Here is a 25,035-nt window from a genome sequence, read left to right as displayed (position 1 = left end):
TACGCCCGCTGTTCACGCCCCCGGCGCGCGCCACGGCCCCGCACCACCCCGCCCAGGCGGTAGCCTCTGCCCAGGGAGCGCCAGCGGCGCACCCCACCAGGGGCGGAACACGGCGTAGGGAGAACAGCCGCAGATGGCTGACCGGATCACGGTCATCGGGTGGGACGGCACCCCACTGACCCAGGCCGCCGCCGGCGCACTCGCCGGAGCCACCCTGGTCGCCGGAGCGGGCTACCAGCTCGCCGCCCTCCCCGTCCCCGAACGCGCCGAACGCATCGGCCTCGCCGACCTGCGGGCCGCCGCCCGCCGGATCGCCGACCACCGCGGCACCGCCGTCGTCGTCGCCGAGGGCGACCCCGGCTTCTTCGGCGTGGTGCGCACCCTGCGCCGCCCCGAGTACGGCCTCGAACTCGAAGTGCTGCCCGCCGTCTCCTCGGTGGCCGCCGCCTTCGCCCGGGCCGGCATGGCCTGGGAGGACGCCCAGGTGGTCTCCGCCCACGGCGGACGGCTGCGCCGCGCCGCCAACGTCTGCCGGGCCCACCCCAAGGTCGCCGTCCTCACCACCGGCGGCGCCGGACCCAGCGAACTCGCCCTGATGCTGCGCGGCGTCCCCCGCACCTTCGTGGTCTGCGAGGCGCTCGGCACCGCCGAGGAGGACGTCACCGTCCTCACCTCCGAACGCGTCCCCGACCACGACTGGCGCGACCCCTCCGTCGTCCTGGTGATCGGCAACGTCCCGCCCGCCGAGGCCGCCGCCGGCTGGCTGGCCGGCAAACCGCTCGACCACCCCGGCGCCCAGCGCGGCTGGGCGCTCCCCAACCAGGCGTACGCCGGAGCGGACGCCGACGCCCGGCGCCCCCGCGCACTCCCGCCGCACGTCCGCGCGCTGGCCCTGGCCCGGCTCGCCCCCGCCCCCGGCGACCTGCTCTGGACCGTCGGCGCCGGGGACGGCGCGCTCGCCGTCGAGGCCGCCCGGTTCGGCGCCGCCGTGGTCGCCGTCGAGGCCGAACCCGCCGACTGCGCCCGGATCTCCGCCAACGCCCGCAAGGCCGGCGTCGAGGTCGAGACCGCCGCCGGCTCCGGTCCCGAAGTCCTCGGCGCCCTCCCCGAACCCGACGCCGCCGCCGTCGAGCACGGCGGCCCCGCGATGGTCCGCGCCATCGCCGCCCGCAAACCCGAACGCCTGGTCGCCGTCGCCCGCACCCTCGCCGAGGCCACCGAGACCCGGCACATCCTGGACGGCGCCGGCTACCGCACCGACGGCCTGCTGCTCCAGTCCGCCCTCCTGCGCGCCGACCCCGACGACGGCGCCGGACCCTCCTTCGGCCGGGGCGACTACACCCTGCTGATCTGGGGCGAACCGTACGACTGAGCTCCGTTCACGCTCCCGACACGCCCCCGCGCGGTGTCCGGACCACGGGGTACGGTGATCCCCGTCGCATCCGGACACGGTTTCGAGATCGGTCCGGCCACGGCCGGTAGGGTTTCCCCGGGGACCAACTCCGTCGAAGCAGCACCGTGTCCGATCCGGCCCGGTTGCGGCCCATTTGACGCGTTGCAACCCGAACGGCCCGCTTCGCGGGCATTCGACGCGGTGCGCACCCGCCCGGAAGAATGCCGTGAGGGTCCGGAGCGGCCGCGCCGTCGTGCCGGTTGCCCGGGGCCGTCGTTGTTTCTGATGGCGCGCCACCCGTGCGGGTGACGGCCGGTGGAGTAAGGGACGGGTCGGTGCGGTTCCGTTCCGGCGAAGTGGGCGGGGCCTCCGGGGACCTCGCCAAGGACGCGCAAGCGGCCTGGAAGGAGCATTGACATGACCGACGGCGGCCACGCCCCCAGCGCCGGTCCCCTCGCGCCCGAACCCGGGCCCGGCGGACCCGTTCCGGAGCCCCACCTCGGCGCGCCCCTCCAGCCCGCCGCGCCCGCCGGGCCCTGGCACGGCGACCAGCGGCCCGCGTACACCTTCCTCGACCAGCCCGACGGCGACGAGGACGACGACGTCCTGCTGATGCCCGGCCCGCAGACCGCCTGGGGCGACGCGGTGCAGAGCACCGGGGAGGCCGGCGAGGGCGCCGGGACGGCGGAGGCCGGCGCGCCCGGCGCTCCCGCCGAACAGCCGCCCGGCACCCCCGTCGCGCCGTCCTGGCCGCCGCTCGAACCGCCCGTCCTCACCCTCGCCGAGCCGGTCGCCGCCGAGCCGGCGGTCGTCGAGCCGGTGGTCGTCGAGCCGCCCGCCGGGGAGGTCCCCGGCACCCCGCACCTCGGTGCGCCGCAGGCGCAGCCCGCCGCCGTCCAGCAGCCGGTGCCGTCGCAGTCGCGCCGCCCGCTGCACGCCGGACCGCCGATCCCGGACCCGTCCCTGATGACCGGTCAGGTCCCGGTCCGCTCGCTCGCCGACCGCGGCCCGTCCCTGCCCGGCGGCACGCCCGCGTACGGGGTGCCGCTGCCGGTCGCCGAAACGGCGCCGCAGGTGCCCGCGCCGGTGCAGCCGCAGGCGACGCCCGCGCAGGGCGTGCCGGTGCCGGTCGCGGTGCAGGCCGTCCCGGTGCCCGCGCCCGTGCAGCCGCAGGTGGTGGAGGCCGCCGCGGCCGCCGTCGCCGCGCCGGTGGCCGTCGCGCCGGTGGTCGCCGAGCAGCCCGCCGCCGCTCCGGTGGAGGCGGAGCCGGCCGTGCCGGTCGAGGCCGCGCCCGCCGCGAGCCTGACCCCGGTGTTCGTCGAGCCGGTGGCCGAGACGGTCCCCGTCGCGGTGCCCGCCGCCGTCGAACCCCAGCCCGCCGCCGAGCCGGTGGCCGAGGCCGAGGCCGAGCCGGTCGCCGCCGAGGCAGTTGACGCGCCGTCGGCCGAGCCCGCTGTCGCCGAGCCCGCCCAGGCCGTGAGCGCGGAGGCCGTGAGCACGGAGGCCGAGCCCGCCGAGGCCGTGAACGCGGAGACGGTGAGCGGCGAGGCCGTCGTGGAGCCGATCCCCGACGCGGCCGCGAAGCCGTCCGGCCGGGGCGCGCACCGGCGCATCTCCGCCTTCCTCGCCGCCCCCGCGGGCCTGCCGCTGCTGAAGCCGGAGTCCCCGGCCGCCGAGCCGACGGCCGCCGAGGCCGTGGAGGCCGCCGGGCCCACCGAGCCCGCCACCGTCGAGCCCGCCATCGTCGAGGCGGCCCCCGAGGCCGAGGCCCCCGCCGAGGAGCCGGCGGCCGAGGTCGAGGCCGAGGCCGCGCCCGTCGCGGAGGCCCCCGCCGAGCAGCCCGCGGCCGTCGAGCCCGCGGCCGTCGAGGAGGCGCCCGCCGCCGAGGCCGAGGCCGCCGTCGAGCCGGTCGAGCAGCCCGGAGCCCCGGCCGCCGAGCCGACCACCGAGGTCGAAGCCGAAGCCGCGTCCGGGACCGCCGCCGCCGAGTCCGAGGTCGAGACCGCGCCCGAGACCGCGCCCGAGCCCAAGGTCGAGACCGCGCCCGCCGCCGAGGCCGTCCAGCCCGAGGCCGTCGCTGCCGCGTCCGTCGCCGCCGAGGCCGAGGCCGCGCCCGTCGAGCCCGTCGCCGAAGAGGAGCGCCCGCCCGCCGCACCCGGCTACGACGAGGCCGGGCGGGAGGCCGTCCACCAGGTGATCCGGGAGCGGCGCGACATCCGCAACGGCTTCCGGCCGGACGCGATCCCGCACGAGGTGCTGATCCGGGTGCTGGAGGCGGCGCACACCGCGCCCAGCGTCGGCTACTCCCAGCCGTGGGACTTCGTGGTGATCCGCTCCGCGAAGACCCGCCGGAAGATGCACGAACTGGCGGAGCGCCAGCGCGAGGCGTTCGCGGACTCGCTGCCCAAGGGCCGGGCGAAGCAGTTCAAGGAAATCAAGATCGAGGCGATCCTGGAGACGCCGGTCAACATCGTGGTGACCGCCGACCGCACCCGCGGCGGCCGGCACACGCTGGGCCGGCACACCCAGCCGCAGATGGCCCCGTACTCGGCCGCGCTGGCGGTGGAGAACCTGTGGCTGGCGGCCCGGGCCGAGGGCCTGGGCGTCGGCTGGGTGAGCTTCTTCGACGAGGAGGAGCTGGTCCGCGAGCTCGGCCTGCCCGAGCACCTGGAGGTCGTCGCCTACCTGTGCGTCGGCTACGTGGACGCGTTCCCGGACGAGCCGGAGCTCCAGCAGCAGGGCTGGGCGAAGAGGCGTCCGCTGTCCTGGGTGGTGCACGAGGAGCAGTACGGCAACCGCGCGCTGCCCGGCGAGGAGCCGCACGACCTGCTGTCCGACACCCTGCGCGGCATCCGCCCGCTGGACGCCAAGGCGCTCGGCGAGGCCTGGGACCGGCAGAAGCGGATGACCAAGCCGGCCGGCTCGCTCGGCGTGCTGGAGCTGATCGCGGCCCAGCTGTCCGGCCTGGCCCGGCAGTGCCCGCCGCCGATTCCGGAGCCCGGCTGCGTGGCGATCTTCGCCGGCGACCACGGCGTGCACGCCCAGGGCGTCACCCCGTGGCCGCAGGAGGTCACCGCGCAGATGGTCGGCAACTTCCTGGCCGGCGGCGCGGTGGTCAACGCCTTCGCCGCGCAGGTCGGCACCGAGGTGTGCGTGGTCGACGTCGGCGTGGCCGCCGAGCTGCCGGACGCCATCCAGCAGGGCCGCACCACCGGCCTGCTGCCGCGCAAGGTCAAGCCCGGCACCGACGACATGACCCAGGGCCCGGCGATGAGCCGGGACGAGGCGCTGCGCGCGATCGAGGTCGGCATCGAGACCGCCCGCGACCTGGTCGCGGCCGGCAACAAGGTGCTGATCACCGGCGACATGGGCATCGCCAACACCACCGCGTCCGCCGCGCTGATCTCGGTCTTCACCGAGACCGACCCGGCCGAGGTCACCGGCCGGGGCACCGGCATCGACGACGAGACGCACCTGCGCAAGGTCGCGGTGATCCGGCAGGCCCTCGACCTGCACAAGCCCGACCCGGCCGACCCGATCGGCGTGCTGTCCGCCGTCGGCGGCCTGGAGCACGCCGCGCTCGCCGGGTTCCTGCTCGGCGCGGCCTCGCTGCGCGTCCCGGTGATCCTGGACGGCGTGATCGCCGGCTCGGCCGCCCTGGTCGCCAAGGCGATCGCCCCCGAGGTGCTGGCCGCCTGCATCGCCGGGCACCGCTCCGCCGAGCCCGGCCACCAGACCGCGCTCGCCAAGCTCGGCCTGCGCCCGCTGATCGACCTCGACCTGCGGCTCGGCGAGGGCACCGGTGCCCTGCTGGCCCTCCCGCTGGTGCAGAGCGCGGCCCGGGCGATGCACGATGTAGCCACCTTCGACTCCGCCGGAGTCACCGAGAAGGCCTGACCCGGCCGGTCTCGGCCGCCCCGCAGTGCGAGGGGGGCGGCCGGGACCGCCGGGCTCCCACCCGTACCGGCTCAAGGGCGCGCCGGCACAGGGCTCCCACCCACGGGGCCGTCCGGCCCGCCGCCGGACCGCCCAGCACCGCCGCCCACCCAGGAGCTCCCCCTCATGACCGCGCCCACGCCGCACCCGTCCACCCAGGGCCTCACCCCGTACCCGGTCGGGCTGCTGCTCGCCGGCCGCCGCGTCGTCGTCGTCGGCGGCGGACAGGTCGCCCAGCGCCGCCTGCCCGCGCTGATCGCGGCCGGCGCCGAGATCCACCTGATATCCCCGGCCACCACCCCCGCCGTCTCCGCGATGGCCGACGCCGGCGAGTTCACCTGGCACCAGCGCCCCTACGCGGACGGCGACCTCGCCGACACCTGGTACGCCCTGGTCGCCACCGACGACCCGGCCGTCAACACCGCCGTCTCCGCCGAGGCCGAGCGCCTGCGGGTGTTCTGCTCCCGCAGCGACGACGCCGCCGCCGCGACCGCCTGGACGCCCGCCTCCGGCCACGACTCCGGCGCCACCGTCGCCGTCCTCACCGGCGACCCCCGGCACTCCGCCGCGCTGCGCGACTCCATCGTGGCCGGCCTGCGCGACGGCTCCCTCGCCGCCCGCCAGTACCGCGCCCGAGGCGCCGGCGTGGCCCTGGTCGGCGGCGGGCCCGGCGACCCCGACCTGATCACCGTCCGCGGCCGCCGCCTGCTCGCCGACGCCGACGTGGTCGTCGCCGACCGCCTCGCCCCCCGCGAGCTGCTCGCCGAGCTGCCCCCGCACGTCGAGGTGATCGACGCCTCCAAGATCCCCTACGGCCGCTACATGGCCCAGGAGGCGATCAACCGGACCCTGGTCGAGCACGCCAAGGCCGGCAAGTTCGTGGTCCGCCTCAAGGGCGGCGACCCGTACGTCTTCGGCCGGGGCGGCGAGGAACTGCTCGCCTGCGCCGAGGCGGGCGTCCCCGTCACGGTCGTCCCCGGCATCTCCTCCTCGATCAGCGTCCCCGCGGCCGCCGGCATCCCGGTCACCCACCGCGGCCTCACCCACGAGTTCACCGTCATCTCCGGCCACGTCGGCCCCGGCGACCGCTCGCTGACCAACTGGGCGGCCGTCGCCGGGATGACCGGCACCCTGGTGCTGCTGATGGCCGTCGACAAGATCGGCGCCATCGCCGCCGAACTGATCGCCCACGGCCGCGCCGCGGACACCCCCGTCGCCGTCGTCCAGGAGGGCACCACCGCCACCCAGCGCCGCGTCGACGCCACCCTCGCCACCATCGGCGCCACCGTCGCCGCCGAAGGCGTCAAGCCCCCGGCGGTCATCGTCATCGGCGACGTGGTCGACGTCCTGAACCCCTGACGGGCCGGCCCGGCCCCGGACCCCCCGCCCGACGTGCGAAAATCGTCCGGTGTCCGAGCCACTCACCGTCACCGACGCCGCCAACCCCCGGCTGAGCGACTACACCGACCTGACCGACGTCGAACTGCGGCGCCGCCGGGAGCCCGCCGAGGGGCTGTTCATCGCCGAGGGCGAGAAGGTGATCCGCCGGGCGCTGGCGGCGGGCTTCCGGATGCGGTCGATGCTGCTGACGGCCAAGTGGCTCGGCGTGATGGCGGACGTCATCGAGGGGACGGACGCCCCCGTCCACCTGGTCGACCCGGCCCTCGCCGAGCGGGTGACCGGCTACCACGTGCACCGGGGTGCGCTCGCCTCGATGGAGCGCAAGCCGCTGCCCGGCGCGCCGGAGGTGCTCGCCGGGGCCCGCCGGGTCGCCGTCCTGGAGGGGCTGGTCGACCACACCAACCTCGGCGCGATCTTCCGCTCCGCCGCCGCCCTCGGCATGGACGCGGTGCTGCTCTCGCCGGACTGCGCGGACCCGCTGTACCGGCGGGCCGTCAAGACCTCGATGGGCGCGGTGTTCTCCGTCCCGTACGCCCGCCTCGACCCGTGGCCGGACGCGCTCGGCGCCGTCCGGGACGCCGGGTTCGACCTGCTCGCGCTGACGCCCTCCGGCGCCGAGGACTTCACCGCCGCCCGCCCGCACCTGCTGCCCAAGGCCGCGCTGATGCTCGGCGCCGAGGGCGACGGCCTGACCCCGAAGGCCCTCGCCGCCGCCGACCAGCGGGTGCGGATCCCGATGGCGCACGGCATCGACTCGCTGAACGTCGGCGCCGCCGCCGCGATCGCCTTCTACGCCGTCAACCACGGCTGACGGCGGGGGCTGGGGGCTCAGGGCTGGGGGCTCAGGACGCGGCGAACACCGCCGCGTCCGCGTCGTCCAGCACGAAGCCGTTGTCGAAGCGCACCCGCACCGTCGACCGGGGCCCCAGCTCCCCGTACGCCCGCCAGCTCGGCTCCAGCTCGGCGAGCTGCGCCTCCAGCCGGCGCAGGCTCTCCGCGGGCATGGTGTGCCCGTAGTCCTCGAACAGGGCCCGCAGCCGCTCGTACTCGCGGACCTCCTCGGGCGGCGGCAGCTCCCCGGTGACCCGGACGACGGTGCCCTCGACGCCCGCCCCCAGCAGCAGGAAACCCACCAGCGGCCCGTCCGGCCCGGCGGACGCGCCGCCCAGCGCCAGGTCCTCCAGCAGCCTGACCCGCTCTCCCTCCACCAGGGCCATCGTCCCCGCACCTCCCGCTTCGCCGTCCACCGCCGCCGGAACCGGCCGCGGTCGCACCCACTGGTCGCACCCATTATCGGACGACGGGCGGAGCACCGGGCTTCCCCCCGCGCCGAGGTCTCCGCTAGACAGTGCGGTGTGATCATCACCCTGCAGGATCGCGTCCTCGCCCGGCTCCGCGACCTCGCCCGACTGCCCGGCCACCGGGGACCGCTCGCCCTGGCGGCCCTGCTCGCCGCGGCGCTCTGCCTGCCGCACGGCCCGGTGCACGGCGCGCTGACGGTGGCGTTCGTGCTGACGGGCCTCCTCGCGGTGCCCTTCGTCGCGTTCTTCGTACCGGTGACGCTCCCGCTGCTGGCGGCCGTCCTGCTGCCCGTCGGCTGGCTGGCCGTCCGGCACCGCGAGCGCCTCAGGTCGCCCGCCCGCCCCGGCGACAGCGTCCTGCTCGGCTGCGCGCTCGGCGTCACCGCCCTGCTGCTCGGCTTCAGCGTGCCCGGCGCCGACTACGGCCTGGTCGGCCTCGGCGCGTTCACCCTGCTCGCCCTCCCCGTCGGCTGGCTGCTCTGGCAGCAGACCCCCCGGGCCCACCGGGAGCCCCCGCGCCCCGGCCGGTGGCGCTGGGCCGCCGTCCCGCTGCTGCTCACCGCGGGCGCCCTGCTGGTCCACTACGACGTCCCCGCCGACGCCCGGTTCGCCGCCTCCCGCGACGCCCTCACCGCCCACGCCCGGCACACCCTCGCCACCGGCACCACCGACCCCGCCTGGGTGGCCGGCTACCGCCTCGAACGGACCGAACTCGGCGCCGGCGGCGTCACCTTCACCGTCGCGGGCGCCGGCGTCTTCGCCCCGCACGGCTACGCCTACCTCCCGCACGGCCTGCCCGCCAAGCAGACCGTCTCCTACACCGACCTCGGCGGCGGCTGGTACAGCTGGTCCGGCGCGGACCACTTCTGAACCGACGCCCCCTACGCGGCCCGGCGCACCGCCGGCGGACCGATCGGCCGAGGCGCCGGCCGCCGCGGGTCGTGGTGCCGGCGGCCGGTCAGGTCGCCGACCCGCAGCACCAGGTCCGGTGCCGGGGGAGCGGGCCACACCGTCAGCCGGTGCTCCTCCACCGCCCGGGCCGCCGTGTCCGCCTCCCGCCCCCGGTCCCGCCCGCGGGTCTGCACCCGCACCCGGTACCAGCCGCGCCCGGCCCGCGCCAGGTTCCCCGGCCCGGCCACGTCCACCCCGTCCCAGGCCCGCAGCCGCAACTCGCCGCTGCTGTACAGCGACAGCTCCACCACGCTCTCCCACTCCGGCCCCGGCTCCGGCGGCCGCCGCCCGGAGCTCTCCACCCCCAGCCGGATCAGCCCCGTGTGCGTCCCGCACAGCACCGTCAGGTGGTCCGGGCAGCCCGCGGCCACCCCGTTCCCGTGGAACAGCCGGTCCAGCGCGTGCGCGTCCCAGCCGTCCGGCAACTCCGGTCCGTACAGGAAGTACTGGCAGTACGCGACGTGCATCGCGTCGGTCGTCCACATCATGCGGCACATGCTGCCGCCCCGTACTGACAAGCCGTCACCGCCGCCCGCGCCGGCCGCGCCGACGGGGCGCGGGCCGGGCAGGGCCTAGTTCGCCGAGCCGGAGACGCCCGAGCCCGGCCAGGACTCCTCCAGGCCGCCGTCCGCGCGGACGGTGTACCGGGTGGAGGAGACCGCGCCCGTCCGGTCGACCTTCTCCTCGCGGATCAGCGCGCCGTTCTCCACCCGCCAGACCGCGCCGGCCTCCGGGTTGGCGGCCGAGGCCCGGTCGGCGAGCAGCACGGGGGAGCCGCCGGTGAAGCCGTACAGCTGCACCAGGTCGACCGGCACCGCGCCCTCCAGCCGGCGCAGCACCACCAGCGCGGCCTGCGCGTCCCGGTAGCGGGCGGGCAGCACGGCGGCGAGCGAGACCGGCGGGCCGTTCTCGGTGGAGCGCCCGTCGCGCAGCCGGATCGCCGGGCCGCCGGACGGGTCGGGGTAGCTCAGGTTGGGCCAGTCGACCTGCGGCGGGTTGCCGAGGGACGGGGCGAGTCCGGCGTCGCCGTGCCCGGCGGCGTTCGCGCCGTCCACCGACAGGGCGGCCGTCCCGGCGGCCGGTCCGGCCTGGCCGGTCACCACGGCGCCGGGCCGCGGGCCGAGGCCCTGCGCATCCCGGTTCTCGCAGCCCTGCGCGACGGCGATCGCCAGCGCCACGCCGAGCGTGACCGTGACGAACACCACCAGCCGCTGCCGCAGCAGCCGCTGACGGGGGGTCGGCCGACCGCCCAGGGTGTGCGGGACGCGTCCCGGCGGGGGAGTGCGGTCGCGGCCGGGCGCGGGGGTGCGCTGCCCGGGGTGCGCGGGGCGGCGCTCGCGGACGGTGTCGCCGTCCCGGGCCGGGCGCCGCCCGCCGGGTCCGCCGGGGCGGGCGTCCGGCCGCGCCGCGTCCTGCCGGGGCATCGCGGGCGTGGCCACCGCCCGGGCGCCGGGCCCGCCCGGGCCGTCCGCCTTCGCGGCCGCCGGACGGCCGCCCGCCACCGGGCGCCCGCCCGCCGGGCCCGGCCGGACACCGCCCGCCGCCGCGCCGCCCGCCGCCTGCGGCCGGGCCGGTCGCGCCTCCGCCTCCTCGGCCGGGGCCGCCGGGGCCCGCCCCTCGTCCGTCCGCCCGGCCGCCGCCGCCGAGGCCCGTCCGGCCCGGCCGCCGCCGCGCGCCGCGAGCTCGCTGAGGCGCTCGTGCAGTGCGGCGGCCGGCGGGCGCTCGGACGGCTCCTTGGCCAGGCAGGCGCGCACCAGCGGTGCCAGCACCGGCGGGATGCCCGTCAGGTCCGGCTCCTCGTGCACCACCCGGTACAGCATCACCTCGGACGAGGCGCCCGACCCGAACGGCGACTCGCCGGTCAGCGCGAACGCCAGCGTCGCCCCGAACGCGAACACGTCGGTGGCGGGCGTGACGGCCGCGCCGCGCACCTGCTCGGGCGCCAGGAAGCCGGGCGAGCCGACCGCGGTGCCGACGTGGGTGAGCGTGGAGGCGCCGCGGGACCAGGCGATGCCGAAGTCGATGATCCGCGGGCCCTTGGGGGAGAGCAGGATGTTCGACGGCTTGAGGTCGCGGTGCACCACCCCGGCCTCGTGCACCTTCACCAGGCCGTCGGCCAGCGCGGAGCCGATCCGCGCCGCGTCCGGCCAGGCCATCGGCCCCTCCTCGGAGACCTGCTTGTACAGCGAGGGCCCGGGCACGTACGCGGTGGCCAGCCAGGGCCGGTCCGCCTCGATGTCGGAGCCCACCACCCGGGCCGTGCAGCCGCCGCGGATCCGCGAGGCGGCGGCGATCTCCCGGGCGAAGCGGGTGCGGAACTCGGCGTCCTCGGCCAGCTCGGCGCGGATCACCTTCAGCGCGACCCGCTGCCCCTTGCGGTCGGAGCCGAGGAACACCACGCCCATCCCGCCGGCGCCCAGCCGCCGGTGCAGCCGGTACGGGCCGACGATGCGGGGGTCCTCACGCCTCAACCGCATCATTGCCATCTGCCCGTACCCGTTTCCGTTCCGTCCGCCCGCGGAGTGAGGCCCCGTCGGATCGGGGCACCGTCAGACGACTGTCTCGGGACAGCTTACGGACAGGCGGCGGCCCCGCGTCGACACGCAACACGCGAACCGCCGGTCCGATTGTCGGATCGGCACCGTGCGCACGCCTCCGGACCGCCCCGACCAGGCCGGCCACCAGCGACGATCCGTCCCCGAACCGGTCCGCCCCCCGCCGCCCGCCCGCCCCCGCCCCGCCGCCGACGGCCCGTCAGGACCCCGCCCCCGCCGCCGGACCGCCCGCCCCCTCAGGGGCCGCCCCCGGGCCGGTCTAGGGGTACCGACCACCCCGTCTCCGCCTCCAGGAGTACGCCGGAGCCCGGCGCCTCATCCCAGCGGAGGCGGTCGGAACCGTACGCGGGCATGAGGACCCCGACCCGCCCGCCGCATACCGTTGTCACCAGCGAGGGCGGCCCCGCTCGTCCCCCGAGAAGCCGCCCCCGCTGCCAGCCGAACCGCACCACCCGTCCCACCCATCCGAACCCGACCAAGCAGCATCCAGCCCGGCAGGAGCACAGCACACCATGGCACCGCTCAGCAGAGCCCTCCGCCGCCGCCACCTCCCCGCCACGGAGACCCGGCACCCGGTCGTCGCCCTCGCCATCGTCCTGCCCTGTGCCGTGCTGCTGCTCGCCCTGTTCGGCGCGTGGGACCAACTGGCGACCCAGACCAAAGCGGTCGCCGACCTGATCGGGCGCTGACCCCCGCATGGGGTAGGGGTCTTCGCCGGCCGGAGCCGCCCTCACCGTCGTGGACGGACCGAGTGAGTGGCACAGGCTGCAGCTCCGGCCAGACGGACGGCCGGGAACGACACGTCGGTGAGGGCGTGCCGTTCCCGGCCCTTCGTCGTTCCCCGGCGCGGCGGGAAACGACGAGAGCCGCAGTCCGGTTCGGACTGCGGCTCTCAACCGTGGTGCGCGATACTGGGATTGAACCAGTGACCCCTACCGTGTCAAGGTAGTGCTCTCCCGCTGAGCTAATCGCGCGGGTGCGCCAGGACCTTCCGCAGGTGGGAGGCCTGAGTGCGCGATACTGGGATTGAACCAGTGACCCCTACCGTGTCAAGGTAGTGCTCTCCCGCTGAGCTAATCGCGCGGGTCGATCCGAAGGATCGTGATCCGGAGACCAGTGCGCGATACTGGGATTGAACCAGTGACCCCTACCGTGTCAAGGTAGTGCTCTCCCGCTGAGCTAATCGCGCGGGGAGGACCGTCGGTCGGGACCGGACGGAACCTCTTGGAGGTGGAGACGGGATTTGAACCCGTGTACACGGCTTTGCAGGCCGTTGCCTCGCCTCTCGGCCACTCCACCAGGCAACTTCTGGTACTGCTCTCCTACTGCTGAACTCCTGGAGAAAGATCTTACCCTGTTCTCCATCGAGCGGACGACGAGATTCGAACTCGCGACCCTCACCTTGGCAAGGTGATGCTCTACCAACTGAGCCACGTCCGCCTGTCTCCCGGGGGGCTTTCCGGTTTTTCCCGGCTGCGCTCCCTGGCGACGTGTTGAACTCTAGCGGATTCCCGGCCCAGCTGAAAAATCCGTTCCCGCAGCGTGGCGCGGGGGTGGCCGCCGAACACCGAACCGCCCCGCCCGGCCCGGGCGTTCCCCCAGGCCCCCGACCTAGACTTCCCGGTACCGGGGCGATCCCCCGGGGCCCGTCCCGCGCCCGCGCGGACCAGCAGCGGGCAGCACCGAAATCCGCGCAGGAGAACCGTGTCCGGCCGCACCCCCCCGCCCAGCCCCCACCAGCCGATGGCCCGCTTCGCCGGTCGCCTCGCCACCGGGCTGCGCGAAGTCACCCACGACCCGGCCGCCCTCGAACACGGCGGATTCTGGGCCGTCGCCCACGACTTCGAGGGACGGCTCACCTGCGCCCGGTTCGCCGACGTCCGCCCCGACCCGGCCCCGCCCGCCACCGACCGCTGGCAGGGCCCCGCCGCCGACGCCTGGCGCAGCTCCCTCGACGCCGACGCCTACCGCGCCGGGGTCCGCCGGATCCGCGAGCACATCGCCGCCGGCGAGGTCTACCAGGCCAACCTGTGCCGGGTGCTCAGCGCACCGCTGCCCGACCCCGACCGCACCGACATCGACGCCCTCACCGGCCTGCTCGCCGCCCACAACCCCGCACCGTACGCAGGAACGATCCGCCTGCCCGACCACGGCGTCGAGATCGCCACCGCCTCGCCCGAGCTCTACCTCTCCCGCCGGGGCCGCACCGTCCTGTCCGGCCCGATCAAGGGCACCGGCCGCACCGAGGACGACCTGCTCGACAAGGACCACGCCGAGAACGTGATGATCGTCGACCTGGTCCGCAACGACCTCGGCCGGGTCTGCGAGACCGGCAGCGTCACCGTCCCCGACCTGTGCGCCGTCGAGAAGCACCCCGGCCTGGTCCACCTCGTCTCCACCGTCCGGGGCACCCTGCGCCCCGGCACCGGCTGGCCCGAACTGTTCGCCGCCACCTTCCCGCCCGGATCCGTCACCGGCGCCCCCAAGAGCAGCGCCCTGCGCATCATCCGCGCCCTGGAGACCGCCCCCCGCGGCCCCTACTGCGGAGCGATCGGCTGGGTCGACGCCGACCGGGGCGCCGCCGAACTCGCCGTCGGCATCCGCTCCTTCTGGATCGAACGGACCGGGCCCGGCGCACCCGTCCTGAAATTCGGCACCGGCGCCGGAATCACCTGGGACTCCGACCCCGACCGCGAATGGCGGGAAACCGAACTCAAGGCCGCCCGCCTGGTGGCGATAGCCTCCACCGGCACCCCCGAGACACCCGAAGGAGCAACCCGCCGATGATCTGGGTCAACGGAACCCTCACCGCCGAGGACGACGCCGCACTCTCCGTCCTCGACCACGGACTCACCGTCGGCGACGGCGTCTTCGAAACGGTCAAGGCCGAGAACGGCGAACTCTTCGCGCTCACCCGGCACCTCGACCGCCTCACCCGCTCCGCCCGCGGCCTCGGCCTGCCCGACCCCGACCACGACCGGGTCCGCGAGGCCTGCGCCGCCGTCCTCGCCGCCAAGCCGCTGCCGCTCGGCCGCCTGCGCATCACCTACACCGGCGGCACCTCCCCGCTCGGCTCCGAACGCGGCACCACCGGCCCCAGCCTGATCGTCGCCCTCGGCACCGCGAGCCGCCGCCCCGACACCACCGCCGTCGTCACCGTGCCCTGGCGCCGCAACGAGCACTCCGCCGTCACCGGCCTCAAGACCACCTCCTACGCCGAGAACGTCATCGCCCTCGCCGCCGCCCACCGCGCCGGCGCCAGCGAAGCCCTGTTCGCCAACACCGCCGGCCTGCTCTGCGAAGGCACCGGCTCCAACGTCTTCCTCGTCCTCGACGGCCGCCTCCTCACCCCCACCCTCGCCTCCGGCTGCCTGGCCGGCATCACCCGCCACCTCGTCCTCGACTGGACCGGCGCCGAAGAGGCCGACCTCCCCCTCGAAGCCCTCGCCGACGCCGAGGAGGTCTTCCTGACCTCCACCCTCCGCGACGTCCAGGCCGTCACCCGCGTCGACGGCCGTGAGCTGCCGGGCGTCGGGCCGGTCACCCGGGAGGCGATGGGCGTCTTCGCGGAGCGCGCGGCGAAGGACGGCGACCCGCTCTGAGCCCTGCGGGCGCGGGGGCCGGCTGCGCCGGGGCCGGGGTGGTGGGTGGGGTGGTGTCCGGGCCGTCACCCGCGTCGACGGCCGTGAGCTGCCGGGCGTCGGGCCGGTCACCCGGGAGGCGATGGGCGTCTTCGCGGAGCGCGCGGCGAAGGACGGCGACCCGCTCTGAGCCCTGCGGGGGCCGGCTGCCGGGGGTCGGGCCGGCCGGCCGGGAGGCGATGGGCGTCTTCGCGGAGCGCGCCGCGAAGGACGGCGACCCGGTCTGACCGGGGCACGGGAAGGGTAGGAGCGTGCCAGGGGCGGGAGAGGGAGGCGGGATGACCACCACGTTGCGGCCGGACGGGGTCGAGGAGGCGGGCGTCGGCGGCGGGCGGACGCAGCGCTGGCACGTCATGGTCAACGGGCGGCGGGTGGGCGGCCTGCGGACCAACGGGTGGGCCCGCGGCGGGCAGTACCCGGGGGAGATCTGCGAACTGGAGATCGCCGAGGCCGACCGCCGCCGGGGCCGCGGCACCGTCGCGGTGCTGGCCGCCGAGGAGGTGCTGCGTTCCTGGGGCTGCGCCCGGAGCCAGCTGCTCGTCCCGGCCGGGACCCCCGTCGCGCTGCGCCTCGCCCGCACCCTCGGATACGTCGAGCAGATGCGCAACCTCGCCAAGGACCTGGACGAACTCCCGCCGCTGCCCGCCGGGTTGACGGCCCGTCCGATGACCGGCGAGGAGTTCCCGGCCTGGCAGCAGGCCGCCGTCGACGGCTACCGCGCCGACCTGTCCGCCGCCGGCCTCGGCGCCGAGGAGGCCGCCACCCGGGCCGCGAACGACCACCGCCGCGCCCTCCCGGCCGGCCTCTCCACCGTCGGCACCGTGCTGCGCCGCCTGCAGGACGCCGACGGCACCGTCCTCGGCACCGTCTGGATCACCCTCCACCAGGACCGGCACCCCGACGGCGGCTCGATCGCCTGGGTGATGCTGGTCGAGGTCGCCCCCGAGCACCGGGGCCGGGGCCACGGCCGCACCCTGATGCGCCTCGCCGAACGCGAGTGCCTGCGGGCCGGCGTCCGCCATCTCGGCCTCAACGTGTTCAGCACCAACGCGGCGGCGATCGGCCTGTACGAGTCGCTGGGCTACCGGCCCACCCGGTACGTGCTCGGCAAGCCCCTGCTCTGACCGCTCAGCCGCTGCGCTCCAGCAGCCCGACGATCCGCTCCAGCAGCCCGTCCTGCGACTTCCCGCCGTCCAGCCGCTCCCCGGCCACCACGTACGTCGGCGTGCCCTCGACGCCGATCGCCCGGCCCTCGGCCACGTCCGCGTCGACCCACAGCATGTGCCGGCCGTCGATCAGCGCGGTGTCCACCTCGTCCGCGTCCAGCCCGACCGCGCCCGCGATCTCCACCAGCGCCCGCGCCCCGCCCCGCTCGACCTCCTCCAGCCGGTCCAGCACCGCCTCAGCGAACTCCCAGCCGCGCCCCTGTTCGAACGCCTCCGCCGCGGCCTCGGCCGCCGGGTAGGCCTGCTTGTGCTTCTCCAGCGGGAAGTGCCGCAGCTCGACGGTCAGCGCGTCGCCGAACCGCTCCCGCAGCGCCCGGACGTCGTCCAGCGCGGTGCGGCAGTCGGGGCACAGCAGGTCGCACCAGAACTCGACCCGGGGCAGCACGGCGGGGGAGGGGGAGGAATCACTCATGCCGCCCAGTCTCCCAGGCCGCCGCCGGCCCGCCGACCGGGCCGGGTCCGGTCCGGTCGGCCCGACCCGGGCTCAGCCGCCGGTGGCGGGCACCGACTCGGCCGAGCGCTGCCGGGCCCGGTACGCGGCGACGTGCAGCCGGTTGCCGCAGGTGCGGCTGTCGCAGTAGCGGCGCGAGCGGTTGCGCGACAGGTCGACGAACACCCGGGCGCAGCTCGGCGCCTCGCAGCGGCGCAGCCGCTCCAGTTCGCCCGCCATCACGATGAACGCCAGCGCCATGCCGAGCTCGGCGGCCAGGTGCCGACCGACCGCGGCGTGCGGGGCGAAGTAGTGGATGTGCCAGCCGTGGTGGTCGTGGTTGGTCAGCCGGGGCGTGGTGCCCGCCTCCGCGACCAGGGCGTTCACCAGCTCGGCGGCCCGCTCGACCGATCCGGCCGAGAAGACCTCGCGCATCCGGGCGCGCAGCTCGTGCACGGCGGCCAGGTCGGCCGGGCCGAGCGAGTCGATCTCGCTGATCTCCTGCCGGACCACGAACGCGCTCAGCGCCGCCACGTCGGACAGCTGTTCGCTGCCGCACGCCTCCGGCGCCGTGTTCAGCAGCTCCACCAGGATGCTCAGCGCGCACTCGGTGTCATGGGTGATCAGCACGTGGGGGCTCCTCACGCGGCGCCGGCACCGGGCCGTCGCGTCGGTCATCGCGGGCCGACTCTACCGGCCCGGGCCCCGGACGGGGCCGGTCCGGCGCCAGGAGGCGACCGGCGGAGCGGGCCGGGACGCGACTGAGCCCCGGGCGTCCCTCCGACTGGGAGGGACGCCCGGGGCGGGACCCCGAGGCCGCCGGGGCGGCTGCGAGCTGCGACCGTGCCCCCGAGTAGGACGGTGCGCATCGAGGCGTTCCCGCCGCCGCGCGACGGCGGGCGTACTCGTTCGGGGTTCAGTTCTCGGCGAGGATGTGGGACAGCTCCCGGTCGAGGTCGAAGTGACGGTGTTCGGTGCCGGGGGGCACCGCGGCGTCCGTCCGCTTGAGGAAGGACTCAAGCGCCCGGGCCGGGGCCTCCAGCAGGGCCTCTCCTTCCGGAGAGCTCAGGGCGATGCAAACCACGCCTTGACCGTGGCTGCGGGACGGCCACACCCGGACGTCGCCGGTACCGGTCGGTCGGTGCAGCCCCTCCGCGAGGAGGTCGCGGGCGAACACCCACTCCACGGTCTCGTCTGCTCCGGTGTGGAACGTCGCGTGCACGGCATAGGGGTCGGCAGTGTCGTAGCGCAGGCCCGCGGGGACGGGCAGTGACGACTCGCTGGACACGATGAGGCGCAGGTGCAGCTCGCAGCTGACCGTGGTGTTCATAAGCGCCAGGGCCTTTCGCTCAGTGTGCGCTCGGGGAATCGCACGTCGGCGAACGGACCATCCCACCTGAAAGCCCGGTGTAAACCCGTCTGTCCCGATTCCGGTGCGAGTCGTACCCCTTCCGGCGCATTGCGGAATCCCCCGGCCGGTCCGGGCGCCGGGGCGGCGGGCCGGTAACGCCAGGGCATTACCGGCGGTCGCACCGGGGCGGGTCGCGGAGGAACTGGAGGAACCCACGAACCTGGGCCGCTCCGGCCCGGTCGGACCGCCCCGGCGACCGCGCCGAGCCGGGCGGTCACCCGGCGTGGCCGGTCCGGGCGGACGGCCGCGCCGCTGGTCGGGGCGCCGCCGCCGGGCGGCCGCCGGGGCCCGGGGCCGACGGCGGCCGCAGCGGGGAGCCGGGGTGTTCGGAGCACCCGTGCGGATGGGGTAATGTTTTCCCTGCACCCGGGCGATTAGCTCAGCGGGAGAGCACTTCGTTCACACCGAAGGGGTCACTGGTTCGATCCCAGTATCGCCCACCGGAATGCACAGGCGCAGGGCTCCGACTTGTTTATCAGGTCGGGGCCCTGCGCCTTTTCCGCGCGCCCCGGCCGGAGTTCTGACGTGCATTCAACCTGCCCTCCCGGAAGGGGAACTGGGGGACCGTCCGCGGGACGGGCCGCGGAACGGATTGTGAACCCGGGCCCAAGTGGTGCTACAGTTCTTCTCGTTGCCCGGGCGATTAGCTCAGCGGGAGAGCACTTCGTTCACACCGAAGGGGTCACTGGTTCGATCCCAGTATCGCCCACCGAGCACCAACCGCAGGCCCCGACCACGCCGTCGGGGCCTGCGGCGTTTTCCGGCCCCGTGCCGCCTGACGGCCGCTCAGGCCGCCAACTCGCAGGCGTGGCCCGGTTCCAGGCGCTCACCGCAGCGGCAACGGGCCGGACGCATCGGCCAGGCCGTGTCCACCCGTTCCGGCGTGCCCTCCCGGTCGAACCAGTGCTGCAGGCCGCGCGCCTGCGCCGCGTGCCACACCGCCTGCCGCAGGTGCAGCTCGGCCGGCGACAGCCCGGCCAGGTGCGCCTCGTGCCGGGCGGCCACCGCGCGGACCAGCTCCAGCGCCGCCAGGGCGTCCGCCGCCGCGTCGTGCGCGCCCACCAGCTCGACGCCGTAGTGCGCGCACAGGTCGGTCAGCGTGCGCCGGCCCTTGCGGTAGCGGTCCAGCCGCTTGTCCAGCACCCGCGGGTCGAGCACCAGCAGCTCCGTGCCGTCCAGCGCCTCCGCCAGCGACCCCGCCCCGTGCCGGCGCAACTCCCGGTCCAGCAGCGTCAGGTCGTACGGGGCGTTCATCACCACCAGCGGCACGCCCGCCCGGGACTGCTCGGCCAGCGCCCGGGCCACCTCCAGCGCGACCGCGCGCGGCGGCCGCCCGTGCGCCCGCACCTGCTCGTCCGAGATGCCGTGCACCGCCCGGGCCGGCTCCGGGATGGGCACGCCCGGATCCGCGAGCCACGTCCGGACGGCGGCCGTCCCGCCGGGGGCGGACTGCACCACCAGGGCGGCCGAAACGATTCGGTCCCGCTCGACGTCGACACCCGTGGTCTCGGTGTCGAAGGACGCCAGCGGACCGCGATACCAGGAACCCAGCTGCTGCATGACGCCCCCTCAGACGTCGCACGGTCCTTGCCGGGCGCCGCTGCCACCGAGGACCGGTGCCAGCGGCCGCACCGTGCTGGAGTGATACCGCACTCGGCGCCCCGCCAACCGTCCCGGCGGCCGGATCGTGGCGGAACGTGACCGAACGACCACGCGGGCGCCGTCCGGGCCTCGGCGACGGGGAGGCGGCCCGGCTCGGTACCATGCACGGTGCAAGCGGTTCCGCTGCGCCAAGACAGCCAGAACGTCAGGAGAGACCGGTGACGGACGTCCGGATCATCATCAACCGCGAACCCGATCGGGAAGAGCGCGTGGTGACCACGGGCACTACGGCCGCCGAGCTCTTCGCCGACGACCGCGCCGTGATCGCCGCCCGGGTCGGCGGCCAGCTCAAGGACCTCGCCTACGCCGTCCAGGACGGCGACGAGGTCGAACCCGTCGTGATCTCCAGCCCCGACGGCCTCGACATCCTGCGGCACTCCACCGCGCACGTGATGGCCCAGGCCGTCCAGCAGGTCTTCCCCGAGGCCAAGCTCGGCATCGGCCCGCCCGTCCGGGACGGCTTCTACTACGACTTCGACGTCGAGCGGCCGTTCCAGCCGGACGACCTCAAGGTCATCGAGAAGAAGATGCAGGAGATCATCAAGCGCGGGCAGAAGTTCTCCCGCCGCGTGGTCACCGACGAGGCCGCCCGCGAGGAGCTCGCCCAGGAGCCCTACAAGCTCGAACTGATCGGCCTCAAGGGCTCCGCCGCCACGGCCGGCGAGGGCGCGGACGTCGAGGTCGGCGCCGGCGAGCTCACCATCTACGACAACCTCGACCCGAAGACCGGCGAGCTCTGCTGGGGCGACCTCTGCCGCGGCCCGCACCTGCCCAGCACCCGGCACATCCCGGCCTTCAAGCTGATGCGCTCCGCCGCCGCGTACTGGCGCGGCAGCGAGAAGAACCCGATGCTGCAGCGCCTCTACGGCACCGCGTGGCCCACCAAGGACGAGCTCAAGGCCCACCTCGACTTCCTGGAGGAGGCCGCCAAGCGCGACCACCGCAAGCTCGGCAACGAGCTCGACCTGTTCTCCATCCCCGAGCAGATCGGCTCCGGCCTCGCCGTCTTCCACCCCAAGGGCGGCATCATCCGCCGCACCATGGAGGACTACTCGCGCAAGCGGCACGAGGAGGAGGGCTACGAGTTCGTCTACACCCCCCACGCCACCAAGGGGAAGCTGTTCGAGACCAGCGGCCACCTCGACTGGTACGCCGACGGCATGTACCCCCCCATGCAGCTGGACGAGGGCGTCGACTACTACCTCAAGCCGATGAACTGCCCGATGCACAACCTGATCTTCGACGCGCGCGGCCGCTCCTACCGCGAACTGCCGCTGCGCCTCTTCGAGTTCGGCACGGTCTACCGGTACGAGAAGTCCGGCGTGGTGCACGGCCTGACCCGCGCCCGCGGCTTCACCCAGGACGACGCGCACATCTACTGCACCCGCGAGCAGATGGCCGAGGAGCTGGACCGCACCCTGACCTTCGTGCTGGACCTGCTGCGCGACTACGGCCTGAACGACTTCTACCTGGAGCTGTCCACCAAGGACCCGGAGAAGTTCGTCGGCACCGACGAGGACTGGGCGGAGGCCACCGCGGTCCTGGCCGGCGTGGCCGAGAAGCAGGGCCTCCCGCTGGTGCCGGACCCGGGCGGCGCGGCCTTCTACGGCCCGAAGATCTCCGTCCAGGCGCGCGACGCGATCGGCCGGACCTGGCAGATGTCGACCATCCAGCTCGACTTCAACCTGCCGGAGCGCTTCGACCTCGAGTACACCTCGGCGGACGGCTCGCGGCAGCGGCCGGTGATGATCCACCGCGCGCTGTTCGGCTCGATCGAGCGCTTCTTCGCGGTGCTGCTGGAGCACTACGCGGGCGCCATGCCGCCGTGGCTGGCCCCGGTCACCGTCACCGGCATCCCGATCACCGACGAGCACGTGCCGTACCTGCTGGACGTCGCGGCCGAGCTGAAGAAGCACGGGATCCGGGTCGAGGTCGACACCTCGGACGACCGGATGCAGAAGAAGATCAGGAACGCGCAGAAGACCAAGGTGCCGTTCATGCTGATCGCGGGCAACGACGACGTCGAGGCCGGCGCGGTGTCGTTCCGCTACCGCAGCGGCGAGCAGAAGAACGGCGTGCCGAAGGACGAGGCGATCGCGGAGATCGTCGAGGCGGTGCGCAGCCGGGTGCAGGTCTGATCCCGGTACGGCGGGTGTGACGTGCGGGGCGGTCTCCTCCGGGAGTCCGCCCCGCACTGCTCTGTTCGTGGGCTCCGGCGCTTATGCTGGCGGGCATGACCAGTGAGCCGGAACTGCAGCGGGGCGTGGGGGAGCCGGACGGCTTCCGTCGCCTGTGGACACCTCATCGGATGGCGTACATCCAGGGCGAGAACAAGCCCACCGGCCCGGCTCCGGACGACGGTTGCCCGTTCTGCTCGATCCCGAAGCTGAGCGACGAGGACGGGCTGATCGTGCAGCGCGGCGAGTCGGTGTTCGCGGTGCTGAACCTGTACCCGTACAACGGCGGGCACTTGATGGTGGTGCCGTACCGGCACGTCGCGGACTACACCGAGCTGGACGGGCCGGAGACGGCGGAGCTCGGGGAGTTCACCAAGAAGGCGATGACGGCGCTGCGGGCGGCCTCGGGGGCGCACGGGTTCAACATCGGGATGAACCAGGGGGCGGCCGCGGGGGCGGGGATCGCCGCGCACCTGCACCAGCACGTGGTGCCGCGCTGGGGCGGGGACACCAACTTCATGCCGGTGGTGGGGCAGACCAAGGTGCTGCCGCAGCTGCTGGCGGACACCCGCAAGATGCTGTCCGAGGTATGGCCGGTTTGAGTCGGTCCCCCGGCAGCGATCAGGGGCGCACGGGAGACCTCCCGCGCGCCCCTGACCGCGTCCCGGCCCGCTGCCGGGCGGCTCAGCCGGCGTCGTACTTGTCGGCGCGGAACGGGCGGGAGCCCTGGATCTCGCCGCGCAGGACGTTGGAGCGGTTGGTGATGCGGTCGGTGGCGACGTCGTGCTCGTCGAGGAACTCGATCACGGCGGCGTGGATGATGCCGAGGACCGGGCTGGGCAGGTAGATGGTGTCGTCCGACTTGTACCGGCTGTTCCAGGTCGGGTCGGCCCAGGCCTGGCGCAGGCAGAGCGGTTCGGGGAAGGAGATGCCGCCGCCGAGCCACTTCTGCAGGCCGGGGATCCGGTGGAAGGGCGCCCGGACGGCCTGCCGGACCACCTCGTCGTCGGTGACGACCGGGAGCTGGACGGTGCGGGTCTCCCAGAAGCGGAAGGTCTTGGCGACGTCCTTCTCGGGGGTCTTCGGCTTGGAGGTGAAGTAGCCGTTGATCGGGCCGAGGGTGTGCGGGGTGACGTGGATCTGCAGGTTCTGCGCCAGGACCATCGTGTTGATGACGATGGTGGAGACCAACTGGCCCTTGTGCAGGACGAACTGGACGGCGATCCGGTGCCGGGTGTCGGCGCCCAGGCTCTGCTTGCTGGCGAGCTCCTGGACGGCGAAGTCGCGCATCCGGTCGCCGTCCATGTCGGGGCCGGAGGGGCGGCCGATCTCGTCGGCGCCCTCGCCGGTGTCCAGCACCACCCAGTGGCTGATCCGGGGCTTGGGCAGGCCGCCGTTGGGGACGTCGCTGCTGGTCAGGCTGGAGAGGCGGTCGGCGATCCGGCGGGTGAGGTCGGCCACGTGGAAGGTGCGGAAGTCGGGGTGGCCCTCGGCGGGGCGGAGGTCCTCGCGCAGCGACCACTCGGCCCAGCGGGCGCCGATGCCGAGGATGCCCTTGGGGCCCGCGTAGTGCTGGACGTTGGTGTTCTGCTCGGTGGTGAGGCGGTCCAGCGCGGCCTTGAGGGCGTTGGCCTTCTTGTCGAGGTGGTCCTTGGGGACGGCCTTGGGGACGACGGCGGCGACCGGGCTGCCGCCGACCAGGTCGCCCCAGCGGGCGCGCTGCTGCGTGACGCTCTCGACCACGGTGCGCTTGGCGAGGTACCAGCCGAGGGCCGGGCCGAGCATCACCACCCGGAAGTACAGCGCGAACAGGCCGCCGAACGGCGGCCAGAACAGCAGCACCAGCGCCAGGCCGAAGGCGAGCAGCAGGGCGAGGGTGCCGACGAAGCCGTCCCGGGCGGCGGACTTCTTGCCGCCGAGCCAGGCGCGGGCCTGGTAGGCGGCCAGCCAGACCAGGGTGCCGGGCAGGAAGAGCACGCCGAACAGCAGGCTGATGCCGGCCAGCCTGCGGTCCCGGGCCTCGCGCAGGTCCTGGGCGGCGAGGCAGTGCTCGACCACCATCCGGAGGTCGGTGCCGTGCGAGGGGACGAGCGGTTTGCGGCCGCCGCCGAGGGTGCGGTCGATCAGGGCGCGGCTGAACGCCTCGCCGGCGCTGGGGCGGAAGAGCGCGAAGCGGCCCTTCTTGATCCCGATCCCGGGGAGGGCCTCCAGCTCCGTGAACTCGCCGGTGCGGTACGCGGCGGAGGAGAACGCCTGGGTGACCGCGGTCTGGTTGCCGACGTCCGTCCGTGGTACCTGCGCGCCCGGCGTCATGTCGAGCTGAGTCACCTGTGCAGCTCCTTCTCCCCTGATCGATCTGCGGCAGGTTACCGTGCGGCGGCCCGGCCGTGCGGATCATCAGCTGATCCCGGGTCACATATCGGCCGCGTGCGGTGGTTTCGGGGGGATGTTGCCCCGCGCGGGCGGGTTCGACGCCCCCGGTTTGTCGGCCGCCGCCGCGGGGGTGGAGGATCTGCGCCATGACGAGTGCGTACGCACCGGGACCGGTGCTGGTTTTCGACGGCGACTGCGCGTTCTGTTCGAGCTGCGTGCGGTGGGCGGAGCGGTATCCGCGGCAGAGCCTCTCCTCGGCGGGGTGGGACGCGGTGGCGTTCCAGTTCGCGGACCTGGCGGCGCTGGCGGAGTTCACCGGCGGGGAGGTGTCGGCGGAGCGGGCCTCCCGGGAGGTGCTGTGGGTGACGCCGGACCGCAGGGTGTACGGCGGGGCGCAGGCGGTGGCGCGGCTGCTGATGCGTTCGGGCGGGCTGTGGGCGTGGGCCGGCGGGGTGCTGGCGCTGGCGCCGGTGCGGCCGGTGGCGGACGCGGTCTACCGCTGGGTCGCGCGGAACCGGGACCGGATGCCGGGCGGGACCCCGGCGTGCGCGCTGCCGAGGCGCTCCTGAATCGGCCCT

The 25,035-nt window shown here is 75.0% G+C and carries 19 protein-coding genes, 7 tRNA genes and 1 pseudogene; 14 read left to right on the top strand and 13 right to left on the bottom strand.

The features are described 5' to 3' along the window. The first annotated feature begins 133 nt into the window (after nucleotides 1-133). From cbiE to ACZ3J7_RS07410, 4 genes are all read left to right on the top strand, one after another. On the top strand, nucleotides 134-1,372 hold the full coding sequence (gene cbiE, locus ACZ3J7_RS07425) for a precorrin-6y C5,15-methyltransferase (decarboxylating) subunit CbiE (RefSeq protein ID WP_465617773.1): 1,239 nt from the start codon (nucleotides 134-136) through the stop codon (nucleotides 1,370-1,372). 438 nt (nucleotides 1,373-1,810) lie between these two features. Beyond that, complete coding sequence (gene cobT / locus ACZ3J7_RS07420; protein ID WP_465617771.1) at nucleotides 1,811-5,290, top strand: nicotinate-nucleotide--dimethylbenzimidazole phosphoribosyltransferase; 3,480 nt, start codon at nucleotides 1,811-1,813, stop codon at nucleotides 5,288-5,290. 165 nt (nucleotides 5,291-5,455) lie between these two features. Next, nucleotides 5,456-6,688: a uroporphyrinogen-III C-methyltransferase gene (gene cobA, locus ACZ3J7_RS07415; protein ID WP_465617769.1), complete on the top strand. Its 1,233-nt coding sequence runs from the start codon at nucleotides 5,456-5,458 to the stop codon at nucleotides 6,686-6,688. A gap of 49 nt (nucleotides 6,689-6,737) precedes the next feature. Then, nucleotides 6,738-7,541 (top strand): TrmH family RNA methyltransferase, encoded by an 804-nt coding sequence (locus tag ACZ3J7_RS07410; protein WP_465617767.1) that lies wholly within the window; start codon nucleotides 6,738-6,740, stop codon nucleotides 7,539-7,541. A 31-nt stretch (nucleotides 7,542-7,572) separates the two neighbouring features. On the opposite strand, the gene ACZ3J7_RS07405 is transcribed toward ACZ3J7_RS07410, so the two are convergent. Continuing rightward, the gene (locus tag ACZ3J7_RS07405; protein WP_465617766.1) at nucleotides 7,573-7,947 is read right to left on the bottom strand and encodes a hypothetical protein; all 375 of its coding nucleotides are present in this window, start codon (nucleotides 7,945-7,947) and stop codon (nucleotides 7,573-7,575) included. A 138-nt stretch (nucleotides 7,948-8,085) separates the two neighbouring features. Here ACZ3J7_RS07405 and ACZ3J7_RS07400 point away from each other — a divergent pair, with 138 nt between their 5' ends. Further along, complete coding sequence (locus tag ACZ3J7_RS07400; protein WP_465617764.1) at nucleotides 8,086-8,901, top strand: hypothetical protein; 816 nt, start codon at nucleotides 8,086-8,088, stop codon at nucleotides 8,899-8,901. 11 nt (nucleotides 8,902-8,912) lie between these two features. Here ACZ3J7_RS07400 and ACZ3J7_RS07395 read toward each other — a convergent pair whose 3' ends face one another. Then, nucleotides 8,913-9,470: a hypothetical protein gene (locus tag ACZ3J7_RS07395; RefSeq protein WP_465617762.1), complete on the bottom strand. Its 558-nt coding sequence runs from the start codon at nucleotides 9,468-9,470 to the stop codon at nucleotides 8,913-8,915. A gap of 654 nt (nucleotides 9,471-10,124) precedes the next feature. Then, nucleotides 10,125-11,468: pseudogene (locus tag ACZ3J7_RS07390) on the bottom strand (serine/threonine-protein kinase); the annotation flags it as partial. Between the two features lie 581 nt (nucleotides 11,469-12,049). Here ACZ3J7_RS07390 and ACZ3J7_RS07385 point away from each other — a divergent pair. Beyond that, nucleotides 12,050-12,226, top strand: coding sequence for a hypothetical protein (locus ACZ3J7_RS07385; protein ID WP_014134612.1), 177 nt, complete (start codon nucleotides 12,050-12,052; stop codon nucleotides 12,224-12,226). 210 nt (nucleotides 12,227-12,436) lie between these two features. Here ACZ3J7_RS07385 and ACZ3J7_RS07380 read toward each other — a convergent pair. The 5 genes from ACZ3J7_RS07380 to ACZ3J7_RS07360 form a co-directional block, all read right to left on the bottom strand. Beyond that, a tRNA-Val gene (locus tag ACZ3J7_RS07380) sits at nucleotides 12,437-12,511 on the bottom strand. A 37-nt stretch (nucleotides 12,512-12,548) separates the two neighbouring features. Further along, nucleotides 12,549-12,620, bottom strand: a tRNA-Val gene (locus ACZ3J7_RS07375). A 34-nt stretch (nucleotides 12,621-12,654) separates the two neighbouring features. Further along, a tRNA-Val gene (locus ACZ3J7_RS07370) sits at nucleotides 12,655-12,726 on the bottom strand. Between the two features lie 36 nt (nucleotides 12,727-12,762). After that, nucleotides 12,763-12,836: transfer RNA gene (locus ACZ3J7_RS07365), tRNA-Cys, on the bottom strand. 68 nt (nucleotides 12,837-12,904) lie between these two features. Continuing rightward, nucleotides 12,905-12,977, bottom strand: a tRNA-Gly gene (locus tag ACZ3J7_RS07360). A gap of 303 nt (nucleotides 12,978-13,280) precedes the next feature. Between ACZ3J7_RS07360 and ACZ3J7_RS07355 the strand changes: the two genes are divergently transcribed. The 3 genes from ACZ3J7_RS07355 to ACZ3J7_RS07345 all read left to right on the top strand — a co-directional run bounded on the left by ACZ3J7_RS07355 (nucleotide 13,281) and on the right by ACZ3J7_RS07345 (nucleotide 16,302). Further along, nucleotides 13,281-14,324, top strand: coding sequence for a chorismate-binding protein (locus ACZ3J7_RS07355; protein WP_465618030.1), 1,044 nt, complete (start codon nucleotides 13,281-13,283; stop codon nucleotides 14,322-14,324). Beyond that, nucleotides 14,321-15,139 carry an aminotransferase class IV gene (locus tag ACZ3J7_RS07350; protein WP_465617759.1) on the top strand — a complete coding sequence of 273 codons (819 nt, stop codon included), beginning with the start codon at nucleotides 14,321-14,323 and terminating at the stop codon, nucleotides 15,137-15,139. The genes ACZ3J7_RS07355 and ACZ3J7_RS07350 overlap by 4 nt, the downstream gene beginning before the upstream one ends. A gap of 317 nt (nucleotides 15,140-15,456) precedes the next feature. Further along, a complete protein-coding gene (locus tag ACZ3J7_RS07345; protein ID WP_465617757.1) occupies nucleotides 15,457-16,302 on the top strand; it encodes a GNAT family N-acetyltransferase in 846 nt (281 codons plus the stop codon). 4 nt (nucleotides 16,303-16,306) lie between these two features. On the opposite strand, the gene ACZ3J7_RS07340 is transcribed toward ACZ3J7_RS07345, so the two are convergent. From ACZ3J7_RS07340 to ACZ3J7_RS07330, 3 genes are all read right to left on the bottom strand, one after another. Continuing rightward, nucleotides 16,307-16,816 carry a DsbA family protein gene (locus ACZ3J7_RS07340; RefSeq protein ID WP_465617755.1) on the bottom strand — a complete coding sequence of 170 codons (510 nt, stop codon included), beginning with the start codon at nucleotides 16,814-16,816 and terminating at the stop codon, nucleotides 16,307-16,309. 72 nt (nucleotides 16,817-16,888) lie between these two features. Further along, nucleotides 16,889-17,464 carry a CGNR zinc finger domain-containing protein gene (locus ACZ3J7_RS07335; protein WP_465617753.1) on the bottom strand — a complete coding sequence of 192 codons (576 nt, stop codon included), beginning with the start codon at nucleotides 17,462-17,464 and terminating at the stop codon, nucleotides 16,889-16,891. A 286-nt stretch (nucleotides 17,465-17,750) separates the two neighbouring features. Next, on the bottom strand, nucleotides 17,751-18,164 hold the full coding sequence (locus ACZ3J7_RS07330; RefSeq protein ID WP_030459107.1) for an SsgA family sporulation/cell division regulator: 414 nt from the start codon (nucleotides 18,162-18,164) through the stop codon (nucleotides 17,751-17,753). 449 nt (nucleotides 18,165-18,613) lie between these two features. Between ACZ3J7_RS07330 and ACZ3J7_RS07325 the strand changes: the two genes are divergently transcribed. Both ACZ3J7_RS07325 and ACZ3J7_RS07320 read left to right on the top strand, forming a co-directional pair. Further along, nucleotides 18,614-18,685: transfer RNA gene (locus ACZ3J7_RS07325), tRNA-Val, on the top strand. A 197-nt stretch (nucleotides 18,686-18,882) separates the two neighbouring features. Continuing rightward, nucleotides 18,883-18,954: transfer RNA gene (locus tag ACZ3J7_RS07320), tRNA-Val, on the top strand. Nucleotides 18,955-19,031: 77 nt separating this feature from the next. Here ACZ3J7_RS07320 and ACZ3J7_RS07315 read toward each other — a convergent pair. Further along, nucleotides 19,032-19,796, bottom strand: a complete 765-nt coding sequence (locus tag ACZ3J7_RS07315) for an exonuclease domain-containing protein (protein ID WP_465618028.1) — start codon at nucleotides 19,794-19,796, stop codon at nucleotides 19,032-19,034. Between the two features lie 269 nt (nucleotides 19,797-20,065). Here ACZ3J7_RS07315 and thrS point away from each other — a divergent pair, with 269 nt between their 5' ends. Together thrS and ACZ3J7_RS07305 are read left to right on the top strand one after the other, a co-directional pair. Then, on the top strand, nucleotides 20,066-22,045 hold the full coding sequence (gene thrS, locus ACZ3J7_RS07310) for a threonine--tRNA ligase (protein ID WP_465617751.1): 1,980 nt from the start codon (nucleotides 20,066-20,068) through the stop codon (nucleotides 22,043-22,045). Nucleotides 22,046-22,128: 83 nt separating this feature from the next. Further along, the gene (locus tag ACZ3J7_RS07305) at nucleotides 22,129-22,686 is read left to right on the top strand and encodes an HIT family protein (RefSeq protein ID WP_030459110.1); all 558 of its coding nucleotides are present in this window, start codon (nucleotides 22,129-22,131) and stop codon (nucleotides 22,684-22,686) included. Nucleotides 22,687-22,768: 82 nt separating this feature from the next. On the opposite strand, the gene ACZ3J7_RS07300 is transcribed toward ACZ3J7_RS07305, so the two are convergent. Continuing rightward, nucleotides 22,769-24,412 carry a hypothetical protein gene (locus tag ACZ3J7_RS07300; RefSeq protein WP_465617749.1) on the bottom strand — a complete coding sequence of 548 codons (1,644 nt, stop codon included), beginning with the start codon at nucleotides 24,410-24,412 and terminating at the stop codon, nucleotides 22,769-22,771. 191 nt (nucleotides 24,413-24,603) lie between these two features. Between ACZ3J7_RS07300 and ACZ3J7_RS07295 the strand changes: the two genes are divergently transcribed. Next, nucleotides 24,604-25,026 carry a thiol-disulfide oxidoreductase DCC family protein gene (locus tag ACZ3J7_RS07295; RefSeq protein WP_465617747.1) on the top strand — a complete coding sequence of 141 codons (423 nt, stop codon included), beginning with the start codon at nucleotides 24,604-24,606 and terminating at the stop codon, nucleotides 25,024-25,026. The last annotated feature ends 9 nt before the right edge of the window (nucleotides 25,027-25,035 follow it).

Source organism: Kitasatospora sp. NPDC015121, assembly GCF_055562955.1.
This window is presented reverse-complemented; position numbering and strand designations above follow the sequence as displayed.